At 62.6% G+C, this 21,259-nt stretch carries 13 protein-coding genes; 3 read left to right on the forward strand and 10 right to left on the reverse strand.

The features are described 5' to 3' along the window. Positions 1-99 precede the first annotated feature (99 nt). Positions 100-1,764 (reverse strand): putative bifunctional diguanylate cyclase/phosphodiesterase, encoded by a 1,665-nt coding sequence (locus tag H8S23_RS04775; RefSeq protein WP_186887136.1) that lies wholly within the window; start codon positions 1,762-1,764, stop codon positions 100-102. 355 nt (positions 1,765-2,119) lie between these two features. Between H8S23_RS04775 and H8S23_RS04780 the strand changes: the two genes are divergently transcribed. Further along, positions 2,120-3,586, forward strand: coding sequence for a GntR family transcriptional regulator (locus H8S23_RS04780; RefSeq protein ID WP_186887137.1), 1,467 nt, complete (start codon positions 2,120-2,122; stop codon positions 3,584-3,586). Positions 3,587-3,668: 82 nt separating this feature from the next. Here H8S23_RS04780 and H8S23_RS04785 read toward each other — a convergent pair whose 3' ends face one another. The 3 genes from H8S23_RS04785 to H8S23_RS04795 all read right to left on the reverse strand — a co-directional run bounded on the left by H8S23_RS04785 (position 3,669) and on the right by H8S23_RS04795 (position 9,564). Next, positions 3,669-5,867 carry a sensor domain-containing diguanylate cyclase gene (locus H8S23_RS04785; protein ID WP_186887138.1) on the reverse strand — a complete coding sequence of 733 codons (2,199 nt, stop codon included), beginning with the start codon at positions 5,865-5,867 and terminating at the stop codon, positions 3,669-3,671. 286 nt (positions 5,868-6,153) lie between these two features. Next, entirely contained in the window at positions 6,154-8,943 is a 2,790-nt protein-coding gene (locus H8S23_RS04790) for a response regulator (protein WP_186887139.1), read from the reverse strand. 312 nt (positions 8,944-9,255) lie between these two features. Continuing rightward, on the reverse strand, positions 9,256-9,564 hold the full coding sequence (locus tag H8S23_RS04795; protein WP_186887140.1) for a hypothetical protein: 309 nt from the start codon (positions 9,562-9,564) through the stop codon (positions 9,256-9,258). A 109-nt stretch (positions 9,565-9,673) separates the two neighbouring features. On the opposite strand from H8S23_RS04795, the gene H8S23_RS04800 reads away from it, so the two are divergent. Continuing rightward, a complete protein-coding gene (locus H8S23_RS04800) occupies positions 9,674-9,940 on the forward strand; it encodes a helix-turn-helix domain-containing protein (RefSeq protein WP_186887141.1) in 267 nt (88 codons plus the stop codon). 247 nt (positions 9,941-10,187) lie between these two features. Here H8S23_RS04800 and lysS read toward each other — a convergent pair whose 3' ends face one another. The 6 genes from lysS to H8S23_RS04830 form a co-directional block, all read right to left on the reverse strand. After that, a complete protein-coding gene (gene lysS, locus H8S23_RS04805; protein WP_186887142.1) occupies positions 10,188-11,804 on the reverse strand; it encodes a lysine--tRNA ligase in 1,617 nt (538 codons plus the stop codon). 175 nt (positions 11,805-11,979) lie between these two features. After that, on the reverse strand, positions 11,980-12,462 hold the full coding sequence (gene greA / locus H8S23_RS04810) for a transcription elongation factor GreA (RefSeq protein WP_341479892.1): 483 nt from the start codon (positions 12,460-12,462) through the stop codon (positions 11,980-11,982). 354 nt (positions 12,463-12,816) lie between these two features. After that, entirely contained in the window at positions 12,817-14,895 is a 2,079-nt protein-coding gene (locus tag H8S23_RS04815; RefSeq protein ID WP_186887143.1) for an elongation factor G, read from the reverse strand. 520 nt (positions 14,896-15,415) lie between these two features. Further along, positions 15,416-18,310, reverse strand: a complete 2,895-nt coding sequence (locus H8S23_RS04820; protein ID WP_186887144.1) for a hypothetical protein — start codon at positions 18,308-18,310, stop codon at positions 15,416-15,418. Positions 18,311-18,343: 33 nt separating this feature from the next. Further along, the gene (rlmB, locus tag H8S23_RS04825; RefSeq protein WP_186887145.1) at positions 18,344-19,108 is read right to left on the reverse strand and encodes a 23S rRNA (guanosine(2251)-2'-O)-methyltransferase RlmB; all 765 of its coding nucleotides are present in this window, start codon (positions 19,106-19,108) and stop codon (positions 18,344-18,346) included. 149 nt (positions 19,109-19,257) lie between these two features. Next, entirely contained in the window at positions 19,258-19,515 is a 258-nt protein-coding gene (locus H8S23_RS04830) for a hypothetical protein (protein ID WP_186887146.1), read from the reverse strand. 707 nt (positions 19,516-20,222) lie between these two features. Here H8S23_RS04830 and H8S23_RS04835 point away from each other — a divergent pair. Continuing rightward, positions 20,223-21,062, forward strand: a complete 840-nt coding sequence (locus H8S23_RS04835) for a DNA glycosylase (protein WP_186887147.1) — start codon at positions 20,223-20,225, stop codon at positions 21,060-21,062. The last annotated feature ends 197 nt before the right edge of the window (positions 21,063-21,259 follow it).

Consider the following 21,259-nt stretch of genomic DNA (forward strand, 5'->3'; position numbering starts at 1 on the left):
CTCGCCTGCCCGGAAAGGCCCCGGCCCCGGAACTGCGCCCTCGCAGCCGCGCGGCGCGGGCCGCTCCATTTTATGTACCGCGTGTGGGCCGCGCCGCCCTTACGCGTCTGTTCCCGTCATGAGCCGCTCAAACGCCTCCACCGGCATCGGCCGGGCGAAATAATAGCCCTGGGCATACTCGCAGCCGATGGCGCGCAGCCGCTCCAGCTGTTCCGCCGTCTCGACGCCCTCCGCCACCACGCTCAGCGACATCAGATGGGCAAGCTTGACGATGAACCGCATGATCTCCTGGTTGACCGGGGTCACCGGCTCGCTCTGGATAAACTGCATGTCCAGCTTTAAGACGTCCACCGGCATCTGGTGCAGCATGTGCAGGGATGAGTAGCCGCTGCCGAAGTCGTCCATTTCAATGACGAAGCCCCGCGCCCGCAGGCGGCTCACCGTGTCGATGATCTGTTGCGGGTTTTCGGTATAGGAGCTCTCGGTGATCTCCAGATGCAGGCAGCCGGGCGCCAGCCCGTATTTTTGCAGCAACCCGGTCAGGATGCCGGTCAAATCGACGTTATAGACGTCGGCCCGCGACACATTGACCGAGACGGGCAAGGGCGGCAGCCCCTTTTCCCGCCAGCCTTGCAGGACGGCGCAGGTCCGGTCCCAAACGTATTGATCCAGCTGTGTGATGAACCCGTTACGCTCAAACAGCGGGATGAACACCGCGGGGGACTGCAGGCCCCACCGAGGATGGTTCCACCGCACCAGCGCCTCTGCGCCGCTCAGGCTGCCGTCGGCAATGCGGTATTTCGGCTGCAGGTAGATCTCAAACTGCCCGTCCGCCAAAGCCTGCTCCATGCCGTCGACGATCTCCTGCTCCAGCAGCAGCCTTCTGCGCAGCACGTCGTCGTAACAGGCAAAATAGTTCTGATACTGTCCCTTGACGCTGTGGGCCGCCAGCAGCGCGCGGTCGCACATCTGCTCCACCGGGACGTCCCGGTCCTCCACCTGGTAGACGCCCCACTTGATCACCACGTTCTGGGTCTGGGACAGGGCGTTGATCCGGGCACAGGACCGCCGGAACATCTCATTGTCGTATGTCCAGCGGCGCTCGATGATGCAGGCGAACTGGTCGGCGTGAAAATGGCTGCAGATCCCCCTGCCCTGCGTATCCTCCTTGCAGCTCTGCGCGATCGCCAGCAGCAGCCGGTCGCCCGCGGGGATGCCGAAAACGTCGTTGACCAGCTTGAAGTTGACCACGTCGGAACAGATGATGTCGTATTTTTTGTCCGGGTTCTGGGCGAGGAGCTCCTCCACCCGGCGGCAGAAAAAGGCCTTGCTGTAAAGCCCGGTCAGCCGGTCGTACTGAAACTCGTTGACCAGGGCGGCGGTCTCCCGCAGATGGATGATGTTGGCCACCCGGCGCAGGATGATCTGCGGCTTGTAGGGCTTGGCCACAAAGTCGGCGGCGCCGCGGGACAGGGCGGTGACCTCCTCTGACTCGCCGTCGTTCTGGGTGGTGACGATGACCGGGACGGCGGCGAGGGCCGGGTCGTCCCGCACCGCGTCCAAAAATCCATAGCCGTCCATGACCGGCATGACGATGTCCAGCAGCACCAGGGAAAAGCCGCCCGCGTCCCGCCGCAGGCACTCGAGTGCCTGCCACCCGTTTTCCGCCTCCACAACATCGTAAGCGGGCTTCAGGATCTCGCACAGAATACCGCGGTTGAGCGCGTTGTCCTCCACCACGAGGATCTTTCTTTTCACGGCCATGCGCTGTTTCCACCTCTTTTTTCCGGGCGGAGGGGCGCGGCTGCGCCCTTTCGCCTCGGGCTGTCAAAAAATAAAGGCCCGTCCGCCCCGCGCCGCCGGCGCGCCGGTGGGAGGGCTGCAAAAAACAAAGCGTCGGGCGCAGCCGCACCCGCTTTGGCAAAAGCGGGGCCGCGTCCGAAAAAGCCCCAAAACGGCCTTATTGTTCACATCCATATTTAGACCCAGTATAACAAATGAAACCCGAAATAGCAACTGTTCGCGGGGAAGGAGCCGCGCGTGTGGAAAGCCGGCCAAAAAAATGCTATACTGAAATTGCCGTAAAACGGATTTCCGCAAAAAAATGGAGGGGCCTGTTTTGAAAAGCGGTGCTGAACTGCACAAGATCGTCTATAACGTATTGCTCACCCAGATCCAATTCGGCGCTTATCGCCGCGGGGAAAAACTGCCCACTATAGAAGAGGCCGGCGCACAGCTCGGCGTGTCGGTGGACACTGCCCGCGCCGCCTATCTGGAGCTCAAGGAAAAGGGCTATATCACCCTGTCCAAAAACGTGGGCGCCACCGTGAAAGCGGACTACAGCGCGGCGGAGACGGAAAATTTTATTCAGACCTTTTTTTCACAGCGCAAAAGCGCGATGGCCGACCTGGCAGACGCGATGCTCCCGCTGTTCGGCAACGCCCAGTGGGTGGGGCTCCGGCACGCCGGCGGCCAGACACTGCGTGCCATGGAGGAGCTTTTGGACAGAGAGGCTGCGGCGGCCCCCTATGCGATGCTGGAGCATCTGGACCAAAAGTACAGCGCCCTCGGAAACCCGCTGCTCACCCGCCTTGCCTGGCAGGCTTTCATGTTCCTGCACGCGCCCTTTTTCAGCATCCCAGAAAATCTGCGTTATTTTGACCGCTCCGCCGATTATCTGCCGCAGGTCCTGTCCCTCTGCCGCGCCAAAGACTGGCCCGCGCTGCGCGCGGCGCTGGACCGGTCGGTCGGGCAGCTGTCCCCTGCGCTTTCCCGCTTTTACGGGGCCAGGATCACCCGGCCCGCCTGCGATGAGGTCAGCTTCACCTGGAGCTCCTACAAAAAAAGCGGGCAGCTGCGTTACTCCCTTGCCATGGAGCTTCTCATCTCGATCAGCCGGGGCGTCTATCCCGCCGGCGGGCTGCTTCCCCCGCAGCAGGAACTGGCGGCCCAAAAAGGCGTCTCGGTGAGCACGGTCCGCAGGGCCTTGGAGCTGCTGCACAGCGTCGGGGCCATCAAGTCGGCCCGCTATGTGGGCACCTGGGTGCTGCCGTTTGAACAGGCCACCGAGAACAGCGACTTTACCAGGCCGGTCCTTCAGCGGCGGCTGCTGGATATGGCCGAAAGCCTGCAGATCCTCGCCTTATCCTGCAAAGAGGTGAGCCTGCTCACGCTGTCCAGCCTCAGCCGCGGCGCGGCGGAGGACCTGTGCGGCGCGCTGCAGGCGCACAGACGCTGGCGGCGGGGCGAAGTGCTGTCCTATTTTATTCTGGACCGCATCGCCGAAAACGCCCCGCGCCAGGCCATCCGCACCGTTTACGCCGAGCTGCTGCGGCAGTTTTTCTGGGGCTACGCGCTGCGCGGCCTGAAAGGGAGCCAGGCGGATATCAACGCCCTGTACGACCCCTACTTTGACGAGTTGACCGGGGCGCTGCGCGCCGGGGACTTTCCCCGCTTTGCGGCCGTTCTGGAATCGCTTGTGCTGTATGAACTGCGCTGGACCGTTCGTCTTTTGTCCCGGCTCGGCGTGCCGGGCGCCGAGACCATCCTGCTCCCGGACGACGAAGCCCCGGACGCCCCCCTTTGACAGAAAAACCCTGCGGGATCCCGGTCCCACAGGGTTTTTTGCGCGCAGAGCCGCGCAGCCCGCGGCACAGGCCGCAGCGGGTCTACTGCCCCGGCGCCTGCATCCGCTTATATTCTGTGATATCGGCGCAGTTGATGAGGTAAGCGTCGCTGTCGCCCCATTTCATGGTGGAAAACTGCACGCGGGTCCACACGTCATACTGGGGGTTATAAAACTCTGTGGCGCCGGTCAGCGGGCAGCTCTCGCAGGGGAGGTCCCGCCCAAAAAACGCTTTGTGGCAGGTCATGCCCGCCCTTGCCGCGGGGTCCAGCCGCAGGGTCTTGTGATTCAGGTACAAAAGCTCATAGGTGTCCTTGCGGATGGCATAGATATAGGCGTCCTGCATATCCAGGATGGTATTGAGCTGCACCATGATCTGCTCGTTGCGGTCCGCCTCGCGCTTTTTCAGCAGAAAAGTGGTCAGGAGCTGGGCCACCAGCGAAAGTATGCCGATCTCCTCTTTGTTCCACATGCGCAGACCGGTGCACTCGTCAAAGCCGATGAAGCCGCGAAATCCGCCGCCGTCATACAGCGCGCACTGCAGCGTGGAGCAGACGCCCTGCGCCTCGAACAGGGCCGCCTGTTCCGGCGTGAGGGCATGGATGTCGCGGCAGTAAAAAACCGCGTCGTTTTGAAACAGGTCCTGATACCCCTTGACCTTTTCATAGGGGTAATGCTGTAAAAAGGCTTTCTGCGGCGCGATATCCTCATTGCACCACTCATAGGTATTGTCGGCATATTTTCCGTCGTCGCTGTTCTCAAACACATAAGCGCGGCTCACGTCAAAGCGCCTGCCCACGATCTCCAGAATGGTCCCGACGGCGGCGTCGATATCGGCGGCGTCGTACAGGATCTGAAACACATAGTTGACCAGACCGTTCCCACCCGCACCCTGGTTGGAGTCGATGGCCGCGCCCAGGGAGGAATAGCCGATCCGCTCCACCGCCGCCATGCTGGTGGGGTCAAAACGGGCGCAGCGGTTTTTGCCCAGGCTTTTTGCCTGGTACAGCGCCAGGTCCGCGCGGTGGTACAGGGTCTGGAAGTCCCTGCCGTCCCACGGGTAAAGGGCCAGGCCGATGCTGCAGGTCACCTCGACGGGCTGTTTTTCCCCCTGGAACAGATGCTCAAAGAGGTCCAAAAGCTGTTGGGCCTTTTCTTCCGCCATCTGCGCGGAGGGGATATCTTTTAAAAAGACGGCAAACTCGTCCCCGCCGATGCGGCCGATCACGTCCGATTTGCGGGTCTGCCTTTTCATGCCGGCCGCCAGTTCGGTCAGGACCGCGTCTCCGAACAGATGCCCCTGGCCGTCGTTCACCCGTTTGAAATTGTCCACGTCGATGATGAACATGGCGCAGGTCGTCTGCGGGTTGCCCTCCAGATACTGCTGGGCCCTGCGCTCCATTTCAGCGTGGTTGTAAAGCCCGGTCAGGGCGTCGAGTTCCGCGCGGCGGCGCAGGTCCTCCATCATCCGTTTTTCCTCGTCGATGTCCGAGATGGTGCCCACGGCCCGCAGCGGCTTATTTTCCGCATCGTACTGAGTGGCCGCCCGCACCCGGCACCAGAGATACCGCTTTTTTGCGGTGCAGATGCGCACATCGATGATGGAATTCGGCGCGCCTTTTTTGATCTCTTCCATCAGCGCGGCCATGGGCTCGACATCATCCGGGTGAAAATGGCGCAGAAGTTCCTCTTTCTGCAGGCTGGGGTCATAATTGGGCGCATAGCCGAACTTTCCCAGCCAGTTGGGGGAAAAGGTGATCTCGTCCGCGGCGAGGTCCCACTCAAAGATGATATCCGAGGACTGGTTCATGATGATCTCCAGGTGTTCCAGAGACAGGCGCAGCTTTTCCTGCGCATCCCGCACCTCGGTGAGGTCCAGAAAAATGCAGAAAAACCGCTGTTCCCGCTCGTCACCGAACAGCTGGGCGCTGCTGGCGGTCCACTTATAGCTTCCGTCTCTGCATACGACCCGGTAGCTGAGGGAAAGCCGGCTGCCCCTGTTCAGCTGCCGGTCCACCTCGAGCAGAAAATTCTGCCGGTCCGACGGGTGGATCATCTCGAGGAACCGGTTTTGAAACCGCTTCTCCAGCTCTTCCCTCGTAAAGCCAAACAGCTCAAAAAAGCCGTCGTTGACCGCAACGATGGTATAGCTTTCGTCATTTCTGCACTGCATGACCCCGCCCGGGATCAGGTTCAGCAGGGCTTCCCCCTCCGGGCTGAGCCCTTTGAGCAGTCTTTTCATGTTTGATCGCCTCACCCCACCGGGACCGCGGGCCGCCCTGACGGGCCGCCGGGCCACCGGCTCTGTAAAATGCAGACTGTAAAAAAAGTGAAAACCGCCCCTTTGCTCCTTGCGCGGGCCGGCGCCGGAGAACCGCCGTCAGGGCGCGTGAGGACGGGCAGCACCGCGCGGGGACATGCCGCCGCGCCTGCCGAAAAAAGGCCTCCCGCAGAAAGCCCCGGCGCCACGGTGCAGCCCCGCGCGCCGCCGTCCGCCCGTAAAGCGCGCGCCGTGCGGCCTGGCGGGTCTATCTTATCCATCTCTGCAGGGCCTCCAAAAGCCGCTCGATCTCGATGGGCTTTGCCACATGGTCGTTCATGCCCGCGCTGTGCGCCCTGCCGATATCGGAGGCAAACGCATCGGCGGTCAGGGCCAGGATGGGCACGGTCCCGGCGTCGGGACGGCGCAGGGAGCGGATCGCCTCGGCGGCCTGATACCCGTCCATCACCGGCATCTGGATATCCATCAGGATGCAGTCGTATTCCCCCGGCGCGGAGGCCTCAAACCGCTCCACTGCGAGACGGCCGTTTTCCGCCTCGTCCACCGCAAGGCCCTGCATCTCCAGCAGCTCGGCCGCGATCTCGCGGTTGAGCTGGTTGTCCTCCACCAGCAGGACCCGCCTGCCCGCAAGGCTGGACGGCGGCGCGGCGGCGGGGAGGGCCGCGGCGTCGGCGCGCCCGCTGCGGCAGAACTGATGAAAGGTGTGGGCGATCTTGGACTTGAACAGCGGTTTTGTGATAAACGCGTCCGCCCCTGCCCTTTTGAACTCCTCCTCGATAGCGGAGTAATCATAGGCCGACACCACAATGATGGGCAGGTCTGCGCCCAGCTTCTCCCGCAGGGCTTTCAGCGTTTCCAGCCCGTCCATGCCGGGCATCTTCCAATCCAGGATCACGGAAAAAAAGTCGTCTCGCGCCTCATGGGCGTCCGCAGCGCGGCGGACCGCCTCTTCGCCCGACAGCACCCAGCTGCTGCGCATGCCCAGCTCCTCCAGGATCTCTGCGGCGCTCTCGCAGACGGCCTGATCGTCGTCCACCACCAGCACCGGCAGGCCGCACAGCTCTCCGTCGTTCTCCTCCGCCTCCTCGCACAGCTCGAAAGAGACGGCCACCAGGAAGCGGCTGCCCTCGCCCAGGGCGCTTTTGACCTCAATGGTGCCGTTCATCATGCGCACGATGTTCTGGGTGATCGCCATCCCCAGCCCCGTCCCCTGGACCCGGCCGGCCTTTGCCTCCTCCGCGCGGGAAAAGGGCTCGAAAATGTGGGGGATATACGCTTCGGACATGCCGATCCCGTTGTCGGTGACAAGGAACTCGTACTGTCCCCTGCCCTTTGCAAAGGACGGCACCTCGCGCACCCGCAGCCCGACGCAGCCGCCCTCCGGGGTATACTTGACCGCGTTGGACAGCAGGTTCATCAGGACCTGCCGCAGGCGGCTCTGATCGGTGACGACCGTCTCGTGCCGCACATGGTCGGCGTTGATCTGCAGCTCCTGCCGCTTTGCGGCGGCCAGCGGACGGAACACGTCCATCACGTCCTCGATCAGCTCCGGCAGCGACGTCCGCTCTGAGAGCAGGTCGATCTTTCCGCTCTCGATCTTGGACATATCCAGCACTTCATTGATGAGACCCAGAAGGTGCCGGCTGGAGATGCTGATCTTGGCAAGGCAGTCCTGTACCTTTTCCGGGGAGTGCAGGTTTGCCTGCGCGATGACCGACATGCCGATGATGGCGTTCATGGGGGTGCGGATATCGTGGGACATGGAGGAGAGAAAGTTGGTCTTGGCATCGCTGGCGATCTGCGCCGCCTTGCAGGCGTCCTCCAGCGCTTCTCGCTGCCGGGCCTGCTCCAGCCGCTCCCGCGTCACGTCCACACCCACGCTGTAATAAGAGGGAATGCCGTCCCAGCTGTCCTCCCCGCTGACGTAGCTGTAGGTCATCATGAAAATCTTGACAGTGCCGTCCCGGGTGACGACGCGCCCCTCCACTGCCGTGGGCTGGCCGGTCACCTTTGACTGCCGCATGACCTCGGCGGCGTGTTCGATGTCCTCCGGGTGGACATAGGTGCACTGAGAGTGCAGCTCCTGCTCAAACTGCTCTTTGGTATAGCCGATCAGGTCCAGAAACCCGCCGCTGTACCAGAGCACCGTGCGCATATCCCGGCCGTCCACCCGCGCCAGCCCGCCGGGGACGCTGCGGATCAGGGCGTCCCGCTCCTGATCTTTCTTGGCCAGCTTGTATTCCGTGCTGTACATATCGTGGGACAGCTCCAGCCGCGCCCGGTGGCCGTCCCAGTCGATGATGCGGTTTTTGATCTTAAAGGATCGTTCCAGCACCGGGTTCTGAAATTCCCACTCGTAAAAGGCATCCGCGGTCAGCTTGTCGTTGGTGCAGAAAGGGCAGGGGGAGCTTCTTCCCTGGATGACCTCGTAACACTTGCGGCCCGTCAGCCGGACCGCGGGCGCGCCCAGCACCTCGCAGGCGCGCTGGTTCACATATAAAAGTTCATAGGTGTCCATATCGCTGACGTAGACGTTCCCCTCGTAGGCGTCCAGCATCCAGTGAAAATACTGCAGCTTTTGTCGGCAAAGCTGCTGTGCCTCTTCCTGCGGGGGCTGCGCTTCCAGGGCGGTGAGCTCCGCCCGCAGCGCCGGCGCGCCGGAGGAGGGGTCTTCCCCCACGGTGCCGCAAAGGCGCGCAGGGAAAGACCCGCCCGCCCAAAGGGGCAGGCGGACGGTCATCCCGATATCGGAGCGGCCCTCGCGCAGCGCCCGCGCCGCCGCCTGCCGGATGGCGGCGAACTCGTCTGGCAGCTGCGCGTAATACTGCCGCAGATCACAAAAGCGGGCGCAGAATTCCTCTTTGGAACACCCGATGCTGCGGAAAAAGGCGGCGTTTCCCCAACGGAAAGTCAGCCCCTCGTCCAGCAGGCAGCAGATCATGCCCGTGCGCAGCGTGTCCAGCACCGCCGGGCATACCGCTTCCGGCCTGTGGGACGCATCGGTCCCGGCCTGCGCCGTTCCCTGTCTGTTTTCCATTCTTCAACCGCCTGTTCCGTGCGACCCGGGGGGATCGTCCTGTTTTTTTCAAGCCCGCGCCTGCGGGAAATGCCCGCAGCAAAAGGCAAAACGCAAATTGCTCACATACATATATATGACTCAGTATAGCAAAAGCCGCCATAAAACGCAACACTGCCGCGCCGCTGTGTTTTGCTCCTTTTTCGCCCGCGGGACCGGCGTGGACCGGCGCGTTTGCCGCTTTTTCCTCTGCTTTTTTCACATCGCCCCCGCTGCCGCGGCCCGGCCGGTGCTAGGGCGATAGCAAATCTAATACTTTATTTCAGTTCTTCTTTATTGCAAATGCTCAATAAACTTCTTGACGATTTCTTCCTTATCGATATCCCATCGGGCAATCAGCATATCCAAAAGTACAGATTTGATGAAGCTATCCGCAAACGGCTCCTTGCGGTGCACCATTATCAGGACAAAGATCAACTCATACAGAGCCGCTTTGTCAAGCCGTTCCATTAGCATTTTCATCATTTCAGGGTTCATGTGTTTGTCATTCGGCGTGCAGATCAAGTACCACCAACCGCTGTATTGTCTTATCCATTTCAGGAATTTAACCGTTTGTTTCATCCGGCTATTTTCTTTTTCCATCTTGGTTTTCTCCTCTTTGATTATCACTATCTAGTTATAATCGCAACTTTTAAATGTGCTAAAATCAATTACAAATTACTGGATAGTGATAAAAAAGGAGAAATGCACAATGGCCAAGATCTTGCAGGATATAAGCATAGGCAATAATCTACAAAGGATACGGAAAATGCGGGGATTGACCCAAAATGACGTTTGTGCAAGGATGGCCTCATTGGGCAGGCCAATGTTACAGTCAACCTATGCCCAAATTGAAACCGGCGCAAGAAATATTTTTATTAGCGACCTGATCGCTTTGAGGACCGTATTGAATACTCAGTATGATGAGATCTTCAAGGGGTTAAGTCCGATCAATAAGTATGAGCAGGGCGTTGAATAAACAAATCTCTGCATTTTTCCCGCTCCAAGCCGTGTATGCGCATTTCCATTCCTTTGAATAACCTTGCTTTGTTGCTTGAGCATTTCTATTGTTAAAATATAAAAAAACCCCCGCTGTTGCTTTCACAGCGGGGGAGTTCTTTATGATGGGACTTTTTTCACTTGTCGTGCCGCTTGCCCAAAAGCGCCGCGAACCGCGCTTTTTCGTTTTCAGCGGCGTGCAAACCGTGGATTCCACGGAGGGACGCTCACTCCAGCGGCTTCATCGTGGGGAAGAGCAGCACGTCGCGGATGGATGCCGAGTCGGTGAGCAGCATCACCAGCCGGTCCACGCCGAAGCCCAGGCCGCCCGTGGGCGGCAGACCGTACTCCAGCGCCGTGACGTAATCGTAATCCACCTGCGCCCTGCTGGCGGGGTCCAACGCTTTGCGCTCGGCCACCTGCCGCTCAAAGCGGCCTTTCTGGTCGATGGGGTCGTTCAGCTCGCTGAACGCGTTGCCAAACTCGGTGGCGTTGATGAAATACTCAAACCGCTCGGTAAAAGCGGGGTCGTCCGGCTTGCGCTTGGCAAGCGGGCTGATCTCCACCGGGTAATCATAGATAAAGGTGGGCTGGATGAGCTTGTCCTCGACGAAAGCGTCGAAAAACTCGGCCAGGATCGCGCCCCGGGTCGGCACCTCGGGCAGCTCCACGTGATGCTCTTTGGCCAGGGCGACCGCCTCTTCGTCGCCGGCCACGGCGGCAAAGTCCACCCCGGCATACTTTTTCACCGCTTCCACCATGGTCATCCGCTCCCAGTGGGACAGGTCGATCTGCTGGCCCTGGTAGGGCACCACCAGGCTGCCGCAGACCTTTTGGGCCACGGTCTTCATCATCTCCTCCACCAGGTCCATCATGCCGAAATAATCGGTAAAGGCCTGGTACAGTTCGATGGTGGTGAACTCGGGGTTGTGTTTGGGGTCCATGCCCTCGTTGCGGAAGATGCGCCCCACCTCGTAGACCCGCTCCATGCCGCCCACGATCAGGCGTTTTAAGTACAGCTCGGTCTCGATGCGCAGCACCATATCCATGTCCAGCGTGTTGTGGTGGGTGATAAAGGGCCGCGCCGAGGCGCCGATCTCAAACGGGGTGAGGATGGGGGTGTCCACCTCCAGAAAGCCCTTGCCGTCCAGATAGCTGCGCAGCTCGCGCAGGATCAGGCTGCGCTTGACAAAGGTGTCCTTGACCTCCGGGTTGACGATCAGGTCCACATACCGCTGGCGATAGCGGGCCTCCCGGTCCTTGAGGCCGTGGAACTTTTCGGGCAGGGGCAGCAGGGATTTTGCCAGCAGGGTAATGGCGTGCACCTTGACCGAGATCTCCCCCATTTTGGTGCGGAAGACCTCGCCGGTCACCCCCACCAGATCGCCGATGTCATATTTTTTATAGGCCGCGTAGGGCTCTTCGCCCACCACGTCCCGGCGCAGATAGATCTGGATATCCCCCGAGCCGTCCCGCAGCTCGGCAAAGCTTGCCTTGCCCATGATGCGCTTGCTCATCAGGCGGCCCGCCACCGACACGGTCTTGCCGGTCTCGCCCTCCGGCGTGTCGGCAAAATCCGCCTTGATGCCGGCCGCGTGGGCGTCTACCGGGTATTTGGTCTGCCGGAACGGGTCGCAGCCCGCCTCGCGCAGGGCCGACAGCTTGTCCCTGCGGATCTGCAGCAGCTCGCTGTACGCCGCGGCGGAGAGCTCCTCCCCCGCCTCGGCGGCTTTCTGCGCCGCCTTTTTGGCGCCGGCCTTTACCCCGGCCGCCGCCTCCTGTACCGCGTCCTGCGCCTTTTTCAGCAGCTCCGCGCCCTGCTGTGCCTGTCCCTTCTCTTCCATATTGCGCCTCCTTTTTACTTCCCCGCGCCGGTCTGCCGCCCGCCTTGGGCAGCTGCCGGAAAGCTCTGCCCCGCGGCCTGCGGCAAACAGCGCAGACGCGGCCCGTTCCCGGCCCGGCATGAACCAAAAAAGAGGGGCGGCAGCGCCGCCCCCCGTATCTGCCGTCTGTGGGCGGTCACTGCGCGGTGGAGATTTCCAGCACCTCGTAGTGGACGACCGCGCCGCTGGGCACCGTGATCTCGGCGATCTCGCCCACGCGCTTGCCCAGCAGGCCTTTGCCCACTGCGCTCTCGTCCGAGATCTTGCCCTCCATCGGGTCCGCCTCGGTGGAGCCGACGATGCTGTACTCGTCCACGTCCCCGTCGTCGTCCTTGACCTTGACGCGGCTGCCGACCATGACCTGGTCGTTGGTCAGCTCGCTGTGGTCCAGGACGCGCACGTTTTTGAGCATTTTTTCCAAAAAGATGATCCGGCTCTCCACCAGGCCCTGCTCGTTTTTCGCCTCGTCGTATTCGCTGTTTTCAGACAGGTCCCCAAAGCCGCGCGCCACCTTGATCTTCTCCGCGACCTCTTTGCGTTTGACTGTTTTCAGCTCTTCCAGCTCGTCCTCCAGGGCTTTCAGGCCCTCGGCGGTGACGACCATTTCTTTGTTGTTCACGATCCTGTCTCCTTTTCCTCCGCGGCGGGGTTCACTCCACCGCCCGCATAATATGCGAAAGACCGGGGAGAGGGTCCGCCTCACCCCGGCTAAACAGTAAGATGTATTATAGTATAGAAGCCTCTCCATGTCAAGTGCAGTGGGCGTCTTTTACAATTTTACAGCTTGCTGCCCGCAGGTATGTTTTTCCAGGCGCGGGGTCCCGCGGCCCGGTCGGCACATCTCAGTATATGCGCTCCCCCGCCGCCTTATACCCTCTGCGCAGCCGCAGGGCCCCTCCCGAAAGAGGGGCCCCGCGGCTGTTAAGAGAGGAGTATGAGAAGAGGGGAAAGCAAAATCAGGGGAGGCTTTGCCTCAGTCGTCGTCCGAGGAGCGGTCCATAAATTTCTTGGCCTCCTCGACGACCTTGCCCTCCAGCTGGGAGGGCAGCTGCTCATAGCGCACAAACTCAAAGGTGAAAGACCCCTCGCCGCGGGTAAGGCTGCGGATAAAGGTCGTGAAATCGTGCATCTCGCCCATGGGCACCTCGGCCTCGATCAGCTGCATGCCGTCGCCGCTGCCGCTCATGCCCAGCACCCGGCCGCGCCGCTTGTTGACCTCGCCCATCACATCGCCGGTGCCCGCGTCCGGCACCACCGCTTTCAGCGCGCCGATGGGCTCCAGCAGGACGGGGCCCGCCTCGGGCAGGGCCGCTTTATAGGCGATCTTGGCCGCCATGCGGAAAGACTGCTCGTTGGAGTCCACCGGGTGGTAAGAGCCGTCCACCAGGGTGGCTTTCAGGCCGACCACCGGGTAACCCGCCAACACGCCGTGGGCTACGGCCTCCTGCAGGCCTTTTTCCACTGCCGGGAAAAAGTTTTTGGGCACTGCGCCGCCAAAGACGTTCTCCTCGAACACCAGCTCCTCGGAATCGGTGGGTTCAAACTCGATCCACACGTCGCCGAACTGGCCGTGCCCGCCGGACTGCTTTTTGTGGCGGCCCTGCTTTTTGACCTTTTTGCGCAGGCTTTCGCGATAGGCGATGCGCGGCTGGGTCAGCTCTACCTCCACCCCGAACTTGGATTTCAGCTTGCTGGCCACCACGTCCAGATGCTGCTCGCCCAGGCCGGAAATGACCTGCTGCAGTGTCTCGGTGTTCATCTTGTAAGAGAGGGTGCAGTCCTCCTCGATCAGCCGGGCGATAGCGCCCGAGATCTTGCCCTCGTCGTTTTTCTGTTTTACTTTCAGCGCCATGGAATAGGTGGGCACCGGGAACTCGGGCGCAGGCAGCTTAAAGATCTTGCCCGGCGCGCAGAGGGTATCACCCGTCTTGGTCGCAGCCAGCTTGGTGACGGCCCCGATGTCGCCCGCGCAGATGGCGTCGGTGTCGATCTGCTTTTTGCCCCGGATAAACAGCAGCTTGCCCAGCCGCTCTGATTCACCCGTGCGGCTGTTGACCACCGGCGAATCCGCTTTCAGCACGCCGGAGAGCACCTTGACATAGCTCAGCTTGCCCACAAAGGGGTCCGCCACGGTCTTGAATGCATAGACCGCCAGGGGGCCCGCCGCGTCGCAGGCCAGCTCGATGGGCTCGCCGTCCGCGTTCTCGCCCTGCGCCGCGCCCGCCTCGGCAGGGGACGGCATGAGGTGTTTCATATAATGCAGCATCGCGTCGATGCAGTCCAGCTTGGTGGAGCTGCCGCAGAACACCGGGGTGATGCTGCCCGCCTTGATGCCGGCCTTGACGCCGCGCTGCAGCTCTTCCTGGGTGAACGCCTCGCCGGAGAAGAATTTCTCCATCAGCTCCTCGTCGGTCTCGGCGACCGCCTCGCTCATGGCCTCCACAAGGCCGTCGAGCCGGTGGCCGAAGCTGGGCATCGGCACAGTGTGGGCCACGCCGCCCACATAGCTGTAAGCTTCCATTTTGATCAGATTGATGTAGATGCGGCCGCCGGCCTGTTCCACCGGCACGACCACCGGGCAGATAGAGGGGCCGAACTCGGCCTTGAGCTCTTCGAACACTTTGTAGAAATCAGCGTTTTCGACGTCGATCTTGGAGACGTAGAACATGGTGGGCTTGTGATATTTATGGGCCAGCTTATAGGCCTTTTTGCTGCCGACCTCCAGCCCGTCCCGGGCGGAGACGCAGATCACCGCGCCGTCGGCGGCCGGCATCCCCTCATGGATGCCCAGCTCGAAATCGAACAGGCCGGGGACGTCGATCAGATTCAGCTTGGTATCGCTGTACTCGGCTGACGCCAGCGCCAGCGAGAGGGAGGCCCTGCGGCGGATCTCCTCCGGGTCAAAATCGCACACGGTATTCCCGTCGTCCGTGCGCCCAAGCCGGTCGGTTCCTTTCGTATAATAGACCAGCGCCTCGACCAGACTTGTCTTGCCTGAACCGCCATGGCCGGAGATCAGCAGGTTGCGGATGTTCTCCTGTGTGTAGTTCATACTCTTAGGACCCCCTTAACAAAAGTTGGCTGACGCACCCGGAAGCTGTTTCAAACATCGAGAGGACCGCCTTTTCCGCCGCGGCGCTGCGGCAGGGCCCGGGCCCCGTCCGGGGCCGCGGCTGTTGGGGGCTTTGCCGCCCCCGCCGGCTGCGAAAGGCCGGCAGTTTCTCTGGTTTCAAACCTGCGCCGGCGGTGCGCGCCGACACGAATCATATCAGAATTTTACCACATCAAAATCTGTTTTGAAAGCGGTAATCTGTAAAAAACCACCGACTGACAAGAGAATTCAAGCCGGTTTATTTGTTCATTTTGCACAAGTATCCCGCTGAAAATCGACGCTGAGAGGCAAAAAAACGGCCCCGGAAAACGTTCCGGAGCCGGTTTTCATCACGATCGTGCCCGCGCAGGGCAAGCGCCGGGACCGCCCGCAGACAGCGGCAAACGCCCCTGCGGCGGCTGGCCTGCCCGCCCTTTGCTGGCGACGCGGGCCAGCCGTTCAGGCCCGCATCCATGCCGCTTCAATACCGCTTCATCAGCGGCACCGCGATCACCAGGATAAGCCATGCGCACTGGTACAGCAGCACCGCCAGCGCGGACAGGCTGCCCAGGCCCGTGGTCACCGAAAGCAGCAGCCCCAGCAGGATGCCCAGCACCACCGCTGCGGTCTGCACGATGCCTGCGGCCTTTTCGGCACCGGCAGCGGCGATGGCCGCGCGCAGGCCGCCGATAAAGGACGAAAAACTGCCGATGTGGGTCATCACGCCCTCGCTTTCCGGCAGATAGGACAGCGAGGGGGTGAGGGCGGTGAGCTCGGCGCCTGAGAGCACCTTTACATTTTCGGGGCTGACGCCGTAGCAGCCCGCCACCAGCTCGCTGGTGATATTGAAATCGCTGGACTTGACCAGCAGCGAGATGCCCGCGTGGCGCAGTTCCTCCACCGTCTCGGCCATATCCTCGTCCGGCCCGTAACTGACCAGGAACATCCCGAACAGCCGCCCGGCCACCGCCAGATAGATGGGCTGTTTGTCCTCTCCCGTGTAGCGCTTTTCATAATCCATCGAGGGGATCTCGACGTCGTGGTGGGTCATCATCTCGCGGCTGCCCACGATGACCCGGTTGTTGTCGATCCAGCCCAAAAAGCCGTACCCCACCTCGGTGACCAGATTTTCCACCGGGTAGAGCATGTCCCGCTTGCCCTCGACCACGCCCAGAAAGATGTCCCGCAGGGTGTCGCACCCCTCCACCAAAATGCTGGCCGCATAGAGGATGGCAAGGTCGATGCGCTCTTTCTGGAACGTCTTGATGCCGCGCAGCCGCACGGTGGAGGGGGGAAACAGGTCCCGCGCGCCCACCAGCACCACGTTGGTGTTTTTCAGGTCCTCCACCGCGCTGGGGCCGGGCACCACCGCGCCCACCCGGGCGGCGCTGGCCTGCATCAGGCCGGCGGGGATGGCCCCCACCAGCGTGGAGGAGAGCGGCGCCGCCAGGCAGACCGCGCCCGCAAAGCAGGAGATGGCGGTGAACGGCTCTTTGGTGAGCACGCCGGCGATCACCGCGCAGGCCAGGCCGCCCGCCAGGCCCGCCAGGCCCAGCCATTTGGCCAGCCGGTCGCTGCGGTGCTCGGAAAAGCTCTGCCGCAGAAAACCGCGCACCAGTGCCGTGGGGCGGCTCACCAGCAGATGGGGGTCGGGTTCGCCCAGGCCGTCGGTGACTTTTTTCACCAGTTCCTCATCCGTCACCTGGTAGGCGGCGGCGTGGTCGAAGCCGGAGCTCGCCATCTCAAAGTTTTCCGCCACCATACGGGCGGTGATGCATTTGCCGAAAGTATTGCCCGCAAGGCAGAGCACCGCCACCCCGGCAAAGACGGTATAGTTTGACGCCCCGAATTTTTCCGCCCCGGTGAGGAACACGGCGCACTGCGCCAGCGCCGCGACCGACGCCAGCGAGGGCAGCAGGTCGGGGCTGGGGGACGAAAAGATGGAAGACAGGCCGCTGGCGATGGTGTTGTAGTTGACCACCATGGCCACCAGCAGCAGCACGATGTTGGCGATGAGATAGAACAGCGGCTGCCCCGCCGGCGCGATGGCCGGGATCATGGGCAGCGAGGGAAAAGTGGCCGACAGGGACAGATAGAGGGTGATCACGCCCAGGATGGCGGTGACCAGCAGCCGCAGGTTGAGGCTGGTGCGCAGGCTCTTGAGGTCCGCCTGCACCGTCGGCGCGTCGGAGGGGGAGTCGTAGTCCTCGATCTCCTCCTCTTCCTCCTCCTCCTCGGGCTCCTCGTCCGGCCCCTCCTCCGACCCGAAACCGGCAAAAATGCTGTGGCGGGGGGCGGGCTCTTCTTCCGCATCCTCCCCCGCGGGCGTCACCGGCAGCTCGGGCACGGTGTCAAACACGCGGGTGGCGCTGCCGCCCTCCTCCTCCGACAGGTCTCCGGCGGGGGAAAACTCCTCTGCGGGGGCAGTTTCCCCCGCGGGCGTCCCGGCAGGGGCGCTGTCCGCCGCTGCGGCCCGGGGCTCGTTTTCCGGCGCGGGCGCCTGCACGGGGCGCGGCGCGGCGGGGGGCATTTCAGTGATGGGGCCCTCTTCCCTTTCCGGGGCGCCGGGGGCCTCCTGCTGCGCGGCGGCCGCCCGCGGGCGCGGGGGCTCGTCCGCCGCCGGGGCTGCGGGGATGGGGGTCTGCTGCCGGCGGATGGGCGGCAGCTCCTGCTCGGGGGCGGCGGCGAAGATATCGCCGGGGACCGGCCGCTCTTCCGGCGGCAGCTCCTGTGCGCCGTACAGCTCCCCGCCGTCGTCCTCTTCCTCTTCCTCTTCTTCCTCTTCCGCGCGCAGGAAAGAAAACAGCCCGCGCCGCGCTTTTTTCTCCTTTTTCTTTCTGCGCTTTTCCTCTTTCATGCGGCGGTCGATCTCCGCTTTGTCCACCACCACGGACTTCGTGAAAAACTTATAGAACTCCTCGTCGATCAGCTCGTCCGCGTGGCTGAGGCGATCGATCTTTTCGCCGCTGAAAATGTCCGGCGAGGTGCGCACGAACTCGCCGCCGTCGTCCAGGGGCGCGCGCGGGGCGGCGGGCCTGTCCGGGCGGATGTATTCCACCGTGCCGTCCTGCGCCGGTGCGGCCGCCCGCTTTTTTTCCTGCGGGGACGGGGCGGGGGGCTGCTGCGCCCGGCCGGCCTCCCGCGGCGCGGGGGCGGGGCGGTCCGGGCCGGCCTTTGGGGCCAGCTCCTCCGCCGAGGGCGCCAGCACCTGCGTCTGGCCCTGCGGCCGGGCCGGCGCTTTTTTCGGCGGCTCCAGCCCCAGGCTGTTCAGGATATCATCCACTTCGTCCCCCGAGAAAGACGCGGCCTCCGCCGACGAACGGCCGCCTTTCAGCTGTTTGAGGATCTCGTCGACACTGTCGTTTTTATGTTCCAACTGGGTCTGCCTCCCTGTCTGCTGCGCTATGTCTTATTCTCTGTCCAAGCCGCCGCGCTGGCGCACGACCTCATACATCAAAACCCCTGCCGCCACCGAGACGTTCAGACTGTCCACCCCCGCCCGGTGCGGGCTCATGGGCAGGCTGACCAGCCCGTCGCACAGGCGCTTCACCAGCGGCGAGACGCCGCTGCCCTCGCTGCCCACCACCAGGGCGATGGGGCCGGTGAGGTCCTGGCCGCCCATGGCCCGCCCCGCCATATCCGCCCCATAGACAAAGACGTTTTTTTCTTTCAGCCTCCGCACCGCCTCGCCGATGTTGGCCACCCGCGCGATGGGCAGCACCATGCTGGCCCCCGCCGAGGTCTTGGCCACGATGGGGGTGACCTGCGCGCCGCCGCGCTTGGGTATGACGATGCCGTGCGCCCCGGCCAGCAGCGCCGTGCGGATCATGGCGCCCAGGTTGTGGGGGTCCTCCACCCCGTCCGCCAGCAGCAGGAAGGGGTCCTCGCCCCGCTGGGCCGCCAGCGCCAGCAGGTCGTCCAGCGACGCGTATTCCACCGCGCTGGCGAAGGCCGCCACCCCCTGGTGGCTGTCGGTGCCGCAAAGCGCGCGCAGCTTTGCCGTATGTACGCGCTTGACCGCCGCGCCCGCCTCTTTTGCCAGTGCGGTATAGTAGGACGCGGCGGCTGGCGCCATGCCGTCGGCGAGATAGACCGTGTCCACCCCGCCGCCGCTTTTGAGCAGCTCTGTCACTGCGTTTTTGCCGTATACGACCGTGTTCTGTGCCTGTTCCATGCATGCCTCCCGCTGCGGGCCGCTGGGGAGATCTTGCTCCCCGCGCCGCCCGATGCCATATATATTGTACATTATAGCAACTTTCACACAGCATTTCCACCGCCTGGGAGGCATGTCCAAAAATTCTCTTTGCCGCGGCGCGCCGCCGCTCACAGCAGGAGGATGCCCGCCACCACCGCCGCCACCGCCAGCAGGCACAGGCCGCCGGCCAGCAGCAGCTTTTTCGGCGGCAGATTCAGGGGCAGCCGCCGCCAGCAGACCAGCGTGTTGACATACCCCTCCGCTTCCTGCCGCGCGCGCGCCACGTTGACGTGGCCGTCTTTCTGGCGCAGAAAGACCAGCACCTTTTCAATGTACTCGCTCTCGGGCTCGTTGATCTCGATCACCTTTTTGTTGACGCCTTTCATACCCCGTCTCCCCTTTCGTCGCTCTCCCCTCCAGTATGGACCGGCCTCCCCTCCCTTAAACAGGCGGAACAGCGGCCCTACGGCGGGTGGAAAGCGCCGGGGAACCAGGCTGTATGCGGGAGGAAAAACTTGTCAAGACTTAAAATCTTGCGCCCCGCACGCGGGATTATACAAAGAGTTTATCGGCCTTTCCCCCTCCTTTTCCCCTTGTCCAATGTTGAAAACCCTGTTGAAACTGTGGACAAACGGCCTTGAAAGCCCCAAAACAGCCTGTTGAGAGGGGGTTTTTAAACAGGGTTTTCCACACGCTGTTGAAAACTCTCCACAAAACCGGTTGTTAAAAATTTTTTGTCAAGATGGTAATTGTGCTGTTTTTCGACTGGTAAATTTATCAAATTTTTTACTCTCCGGCACAGTGGGAACGCAAAAAGTCCCGCTTTCGGCTTTCCGCCTGCAGGGCGTCCCCGGCGCGGGCCGGGGTGCTGTTTCTGCGGACCGGCCGCGCCGGGCTGCGCAGACCGCCGGCCGCTCCGCATGCCGGGGGCTGCCGCGGGCGCCGCGTCTGCCCGGGACGCCGGGCGGCGGGCAAAAGCGGCCCGCGCGGCGCGACCTTTCCTTTTTTCACGGCTCCTCCCGCTTCCCCTCTTTCGTCCTTTGTGCTATACTGGCGATGCCAAAAACACCTTTTGCGGGAGGAGGGCTGCCCTGTGGAGTGGCGCTATGAAAATGGGGAGCTGGCAGTGCGCCCGGACGGGCCTTTCTCGGCCGCCGAGACCCTTTTTTGCGGCCAGTGCTTCCGCTGGCGGCAGACGGCGGACGGTTTTGAGGGCATCGCCCACGGACGCGCCCTCACCCTGCGCGAGCGGCAGGACGGCACGGTGCTGCTGACAGGCCTGGAAGAAAGCGACGTTCCCCTTTTTTTGCACTATTTTGCCTTTGATGAGGACTATGCCGCACTGCAGCGGCGCTTACAGCGCTCCAAACGCCTGGCGGAGTGCATCCGCTGCGCCCCCGGCATCCGGGTGCTGCACCAGGATTTTTTCGAGGTGCTGCTCACCTTTATCATCAGCCAGAACAACAATATCCCCCGCATCACCGGCATCGTGGCGCGGCTGTGCGAGGGCTTTGGCGCGCCGCTGGCGGGCGGGGGGCGCGCGTTTCCGCTGCCGTGCGATCTTGCGGACCGCACGGTGGAAGAGCTGGCCTTTCTGCGCGCCGGCTGGCGCGCAGATTACCTGCTGGACGCCGCCCGGAAAGTCGCTTCGGGCGAGGTGGGGCGGGAGAAGCTGGCCCGCCTCGCCACCCCGGAGGCCCGCGCACTGCTGATGACCATCCGCGGGGTCGGGCCCAAGGTGGCGGACTGCGTGCTGCTGTACGGCCTTGAGCGGGCGGAGGTGTGCCCGATGGACGTCTGGATGAAGCGCGCCATGGCCCGCCGTTTTCCGCGCGGGATGCCGCTCTGCGCCCGGGACTGCGCGGGTGTGGCGCAGCAGTATATCTTTCACGCGGAGAGGACGTCTTTCCGCCCGCAGGGCGGGCCCGGCTGAAAACGGCTTTCCTGCCCCGCGCGGGGCGGGACTTTCCTCCCGCTTTCGGCGGCGCAGGGCCCGCCGCACGCCCGCGCCGCCGAAAGCGGTTTGTAACCTCCCTGTAATCTTGTGCTTTTTTGACATTTTTCACATTGCCCATCTGTACAAATACGGAAAGCGGGATTTTTCAGGCTTATGCAAACCGCCAAAAGTGG

Origin of the sequence: Anaerofilum hominis (assembly GCF_014287275.1) — a bacterium.
Lineage (GTDB): Bacteria > Bacillota > Clostridia > Oscillospirales > Ruminococcaceae > Pygmaiobacter > Pygmaiobacter hominis.

Bases quoted from the DNA above. Each gene is read 5' to 3' on its own strand.
- H8S23_RS04775 (WP_186887136.1), bottom strand. From the start codon at position 1,764: ATGGCCGTGAAAAGAAAGATCCTCGTGGTGGAGGACAACGCGCTCAAC.
- H8S23_RS04785 (WP_186887138.1), bottom strand. From the start codon at position 5,867: ATGAAAAGACTGCTCAAAGGGCTCAGCCCGGAGGGGGAAGCCCTGCTG.
- H8S23_RS04790 (WP_186887139.1), bottom strand. From the start codon at position 8,943: ATGGAAAACAGACAGGGAACGGCGCAGGCCGGGACCGATGCGTCCCAC.
- H8S23_RS04795 (WP_186887140.1), bottom strand. From the start codon at position 9,564: ATGGAAAAAGAAAATAGCCGGATGAAACAAACGGTTAAATTCCTGAAA.
- H8S23_RS04800 (WP_186887141.1), top strand. From the start codon at position 9,674: ATGGCCAAGATCTTGCAGGATATAAGCATAGGCAATAATCTACAAAGG.
- lysS (WP_186887142.1), bottom strand. From the start codon at position 11,804: ATGGAAGAGAAGGGACAGGCACAGCAGGGCGCGGAGCTGCTGAAAAAG.
- H8S23_RS04815 (WP_186887143.1), bottom strand. From the start codon at position 14,895: ATGAACTACACACAGGAGAACATCCGCAACCTGCTGATCTCCGGCCAT.
- rlmB (WP_186887145.1), bottom strand. From the start codon at position 19,108: ATGGAACAGGCACAGAACACGGTCGTATACGGCAAAAACGCAGTGACA.
- H8S23_RS04830 (WP_186887146.1), bottom strand. From the start codon at position 19,515: ATGAAAGGCGTCAACAAAAAGGTGATCGAGATCAACGAGCCCGAGAGC.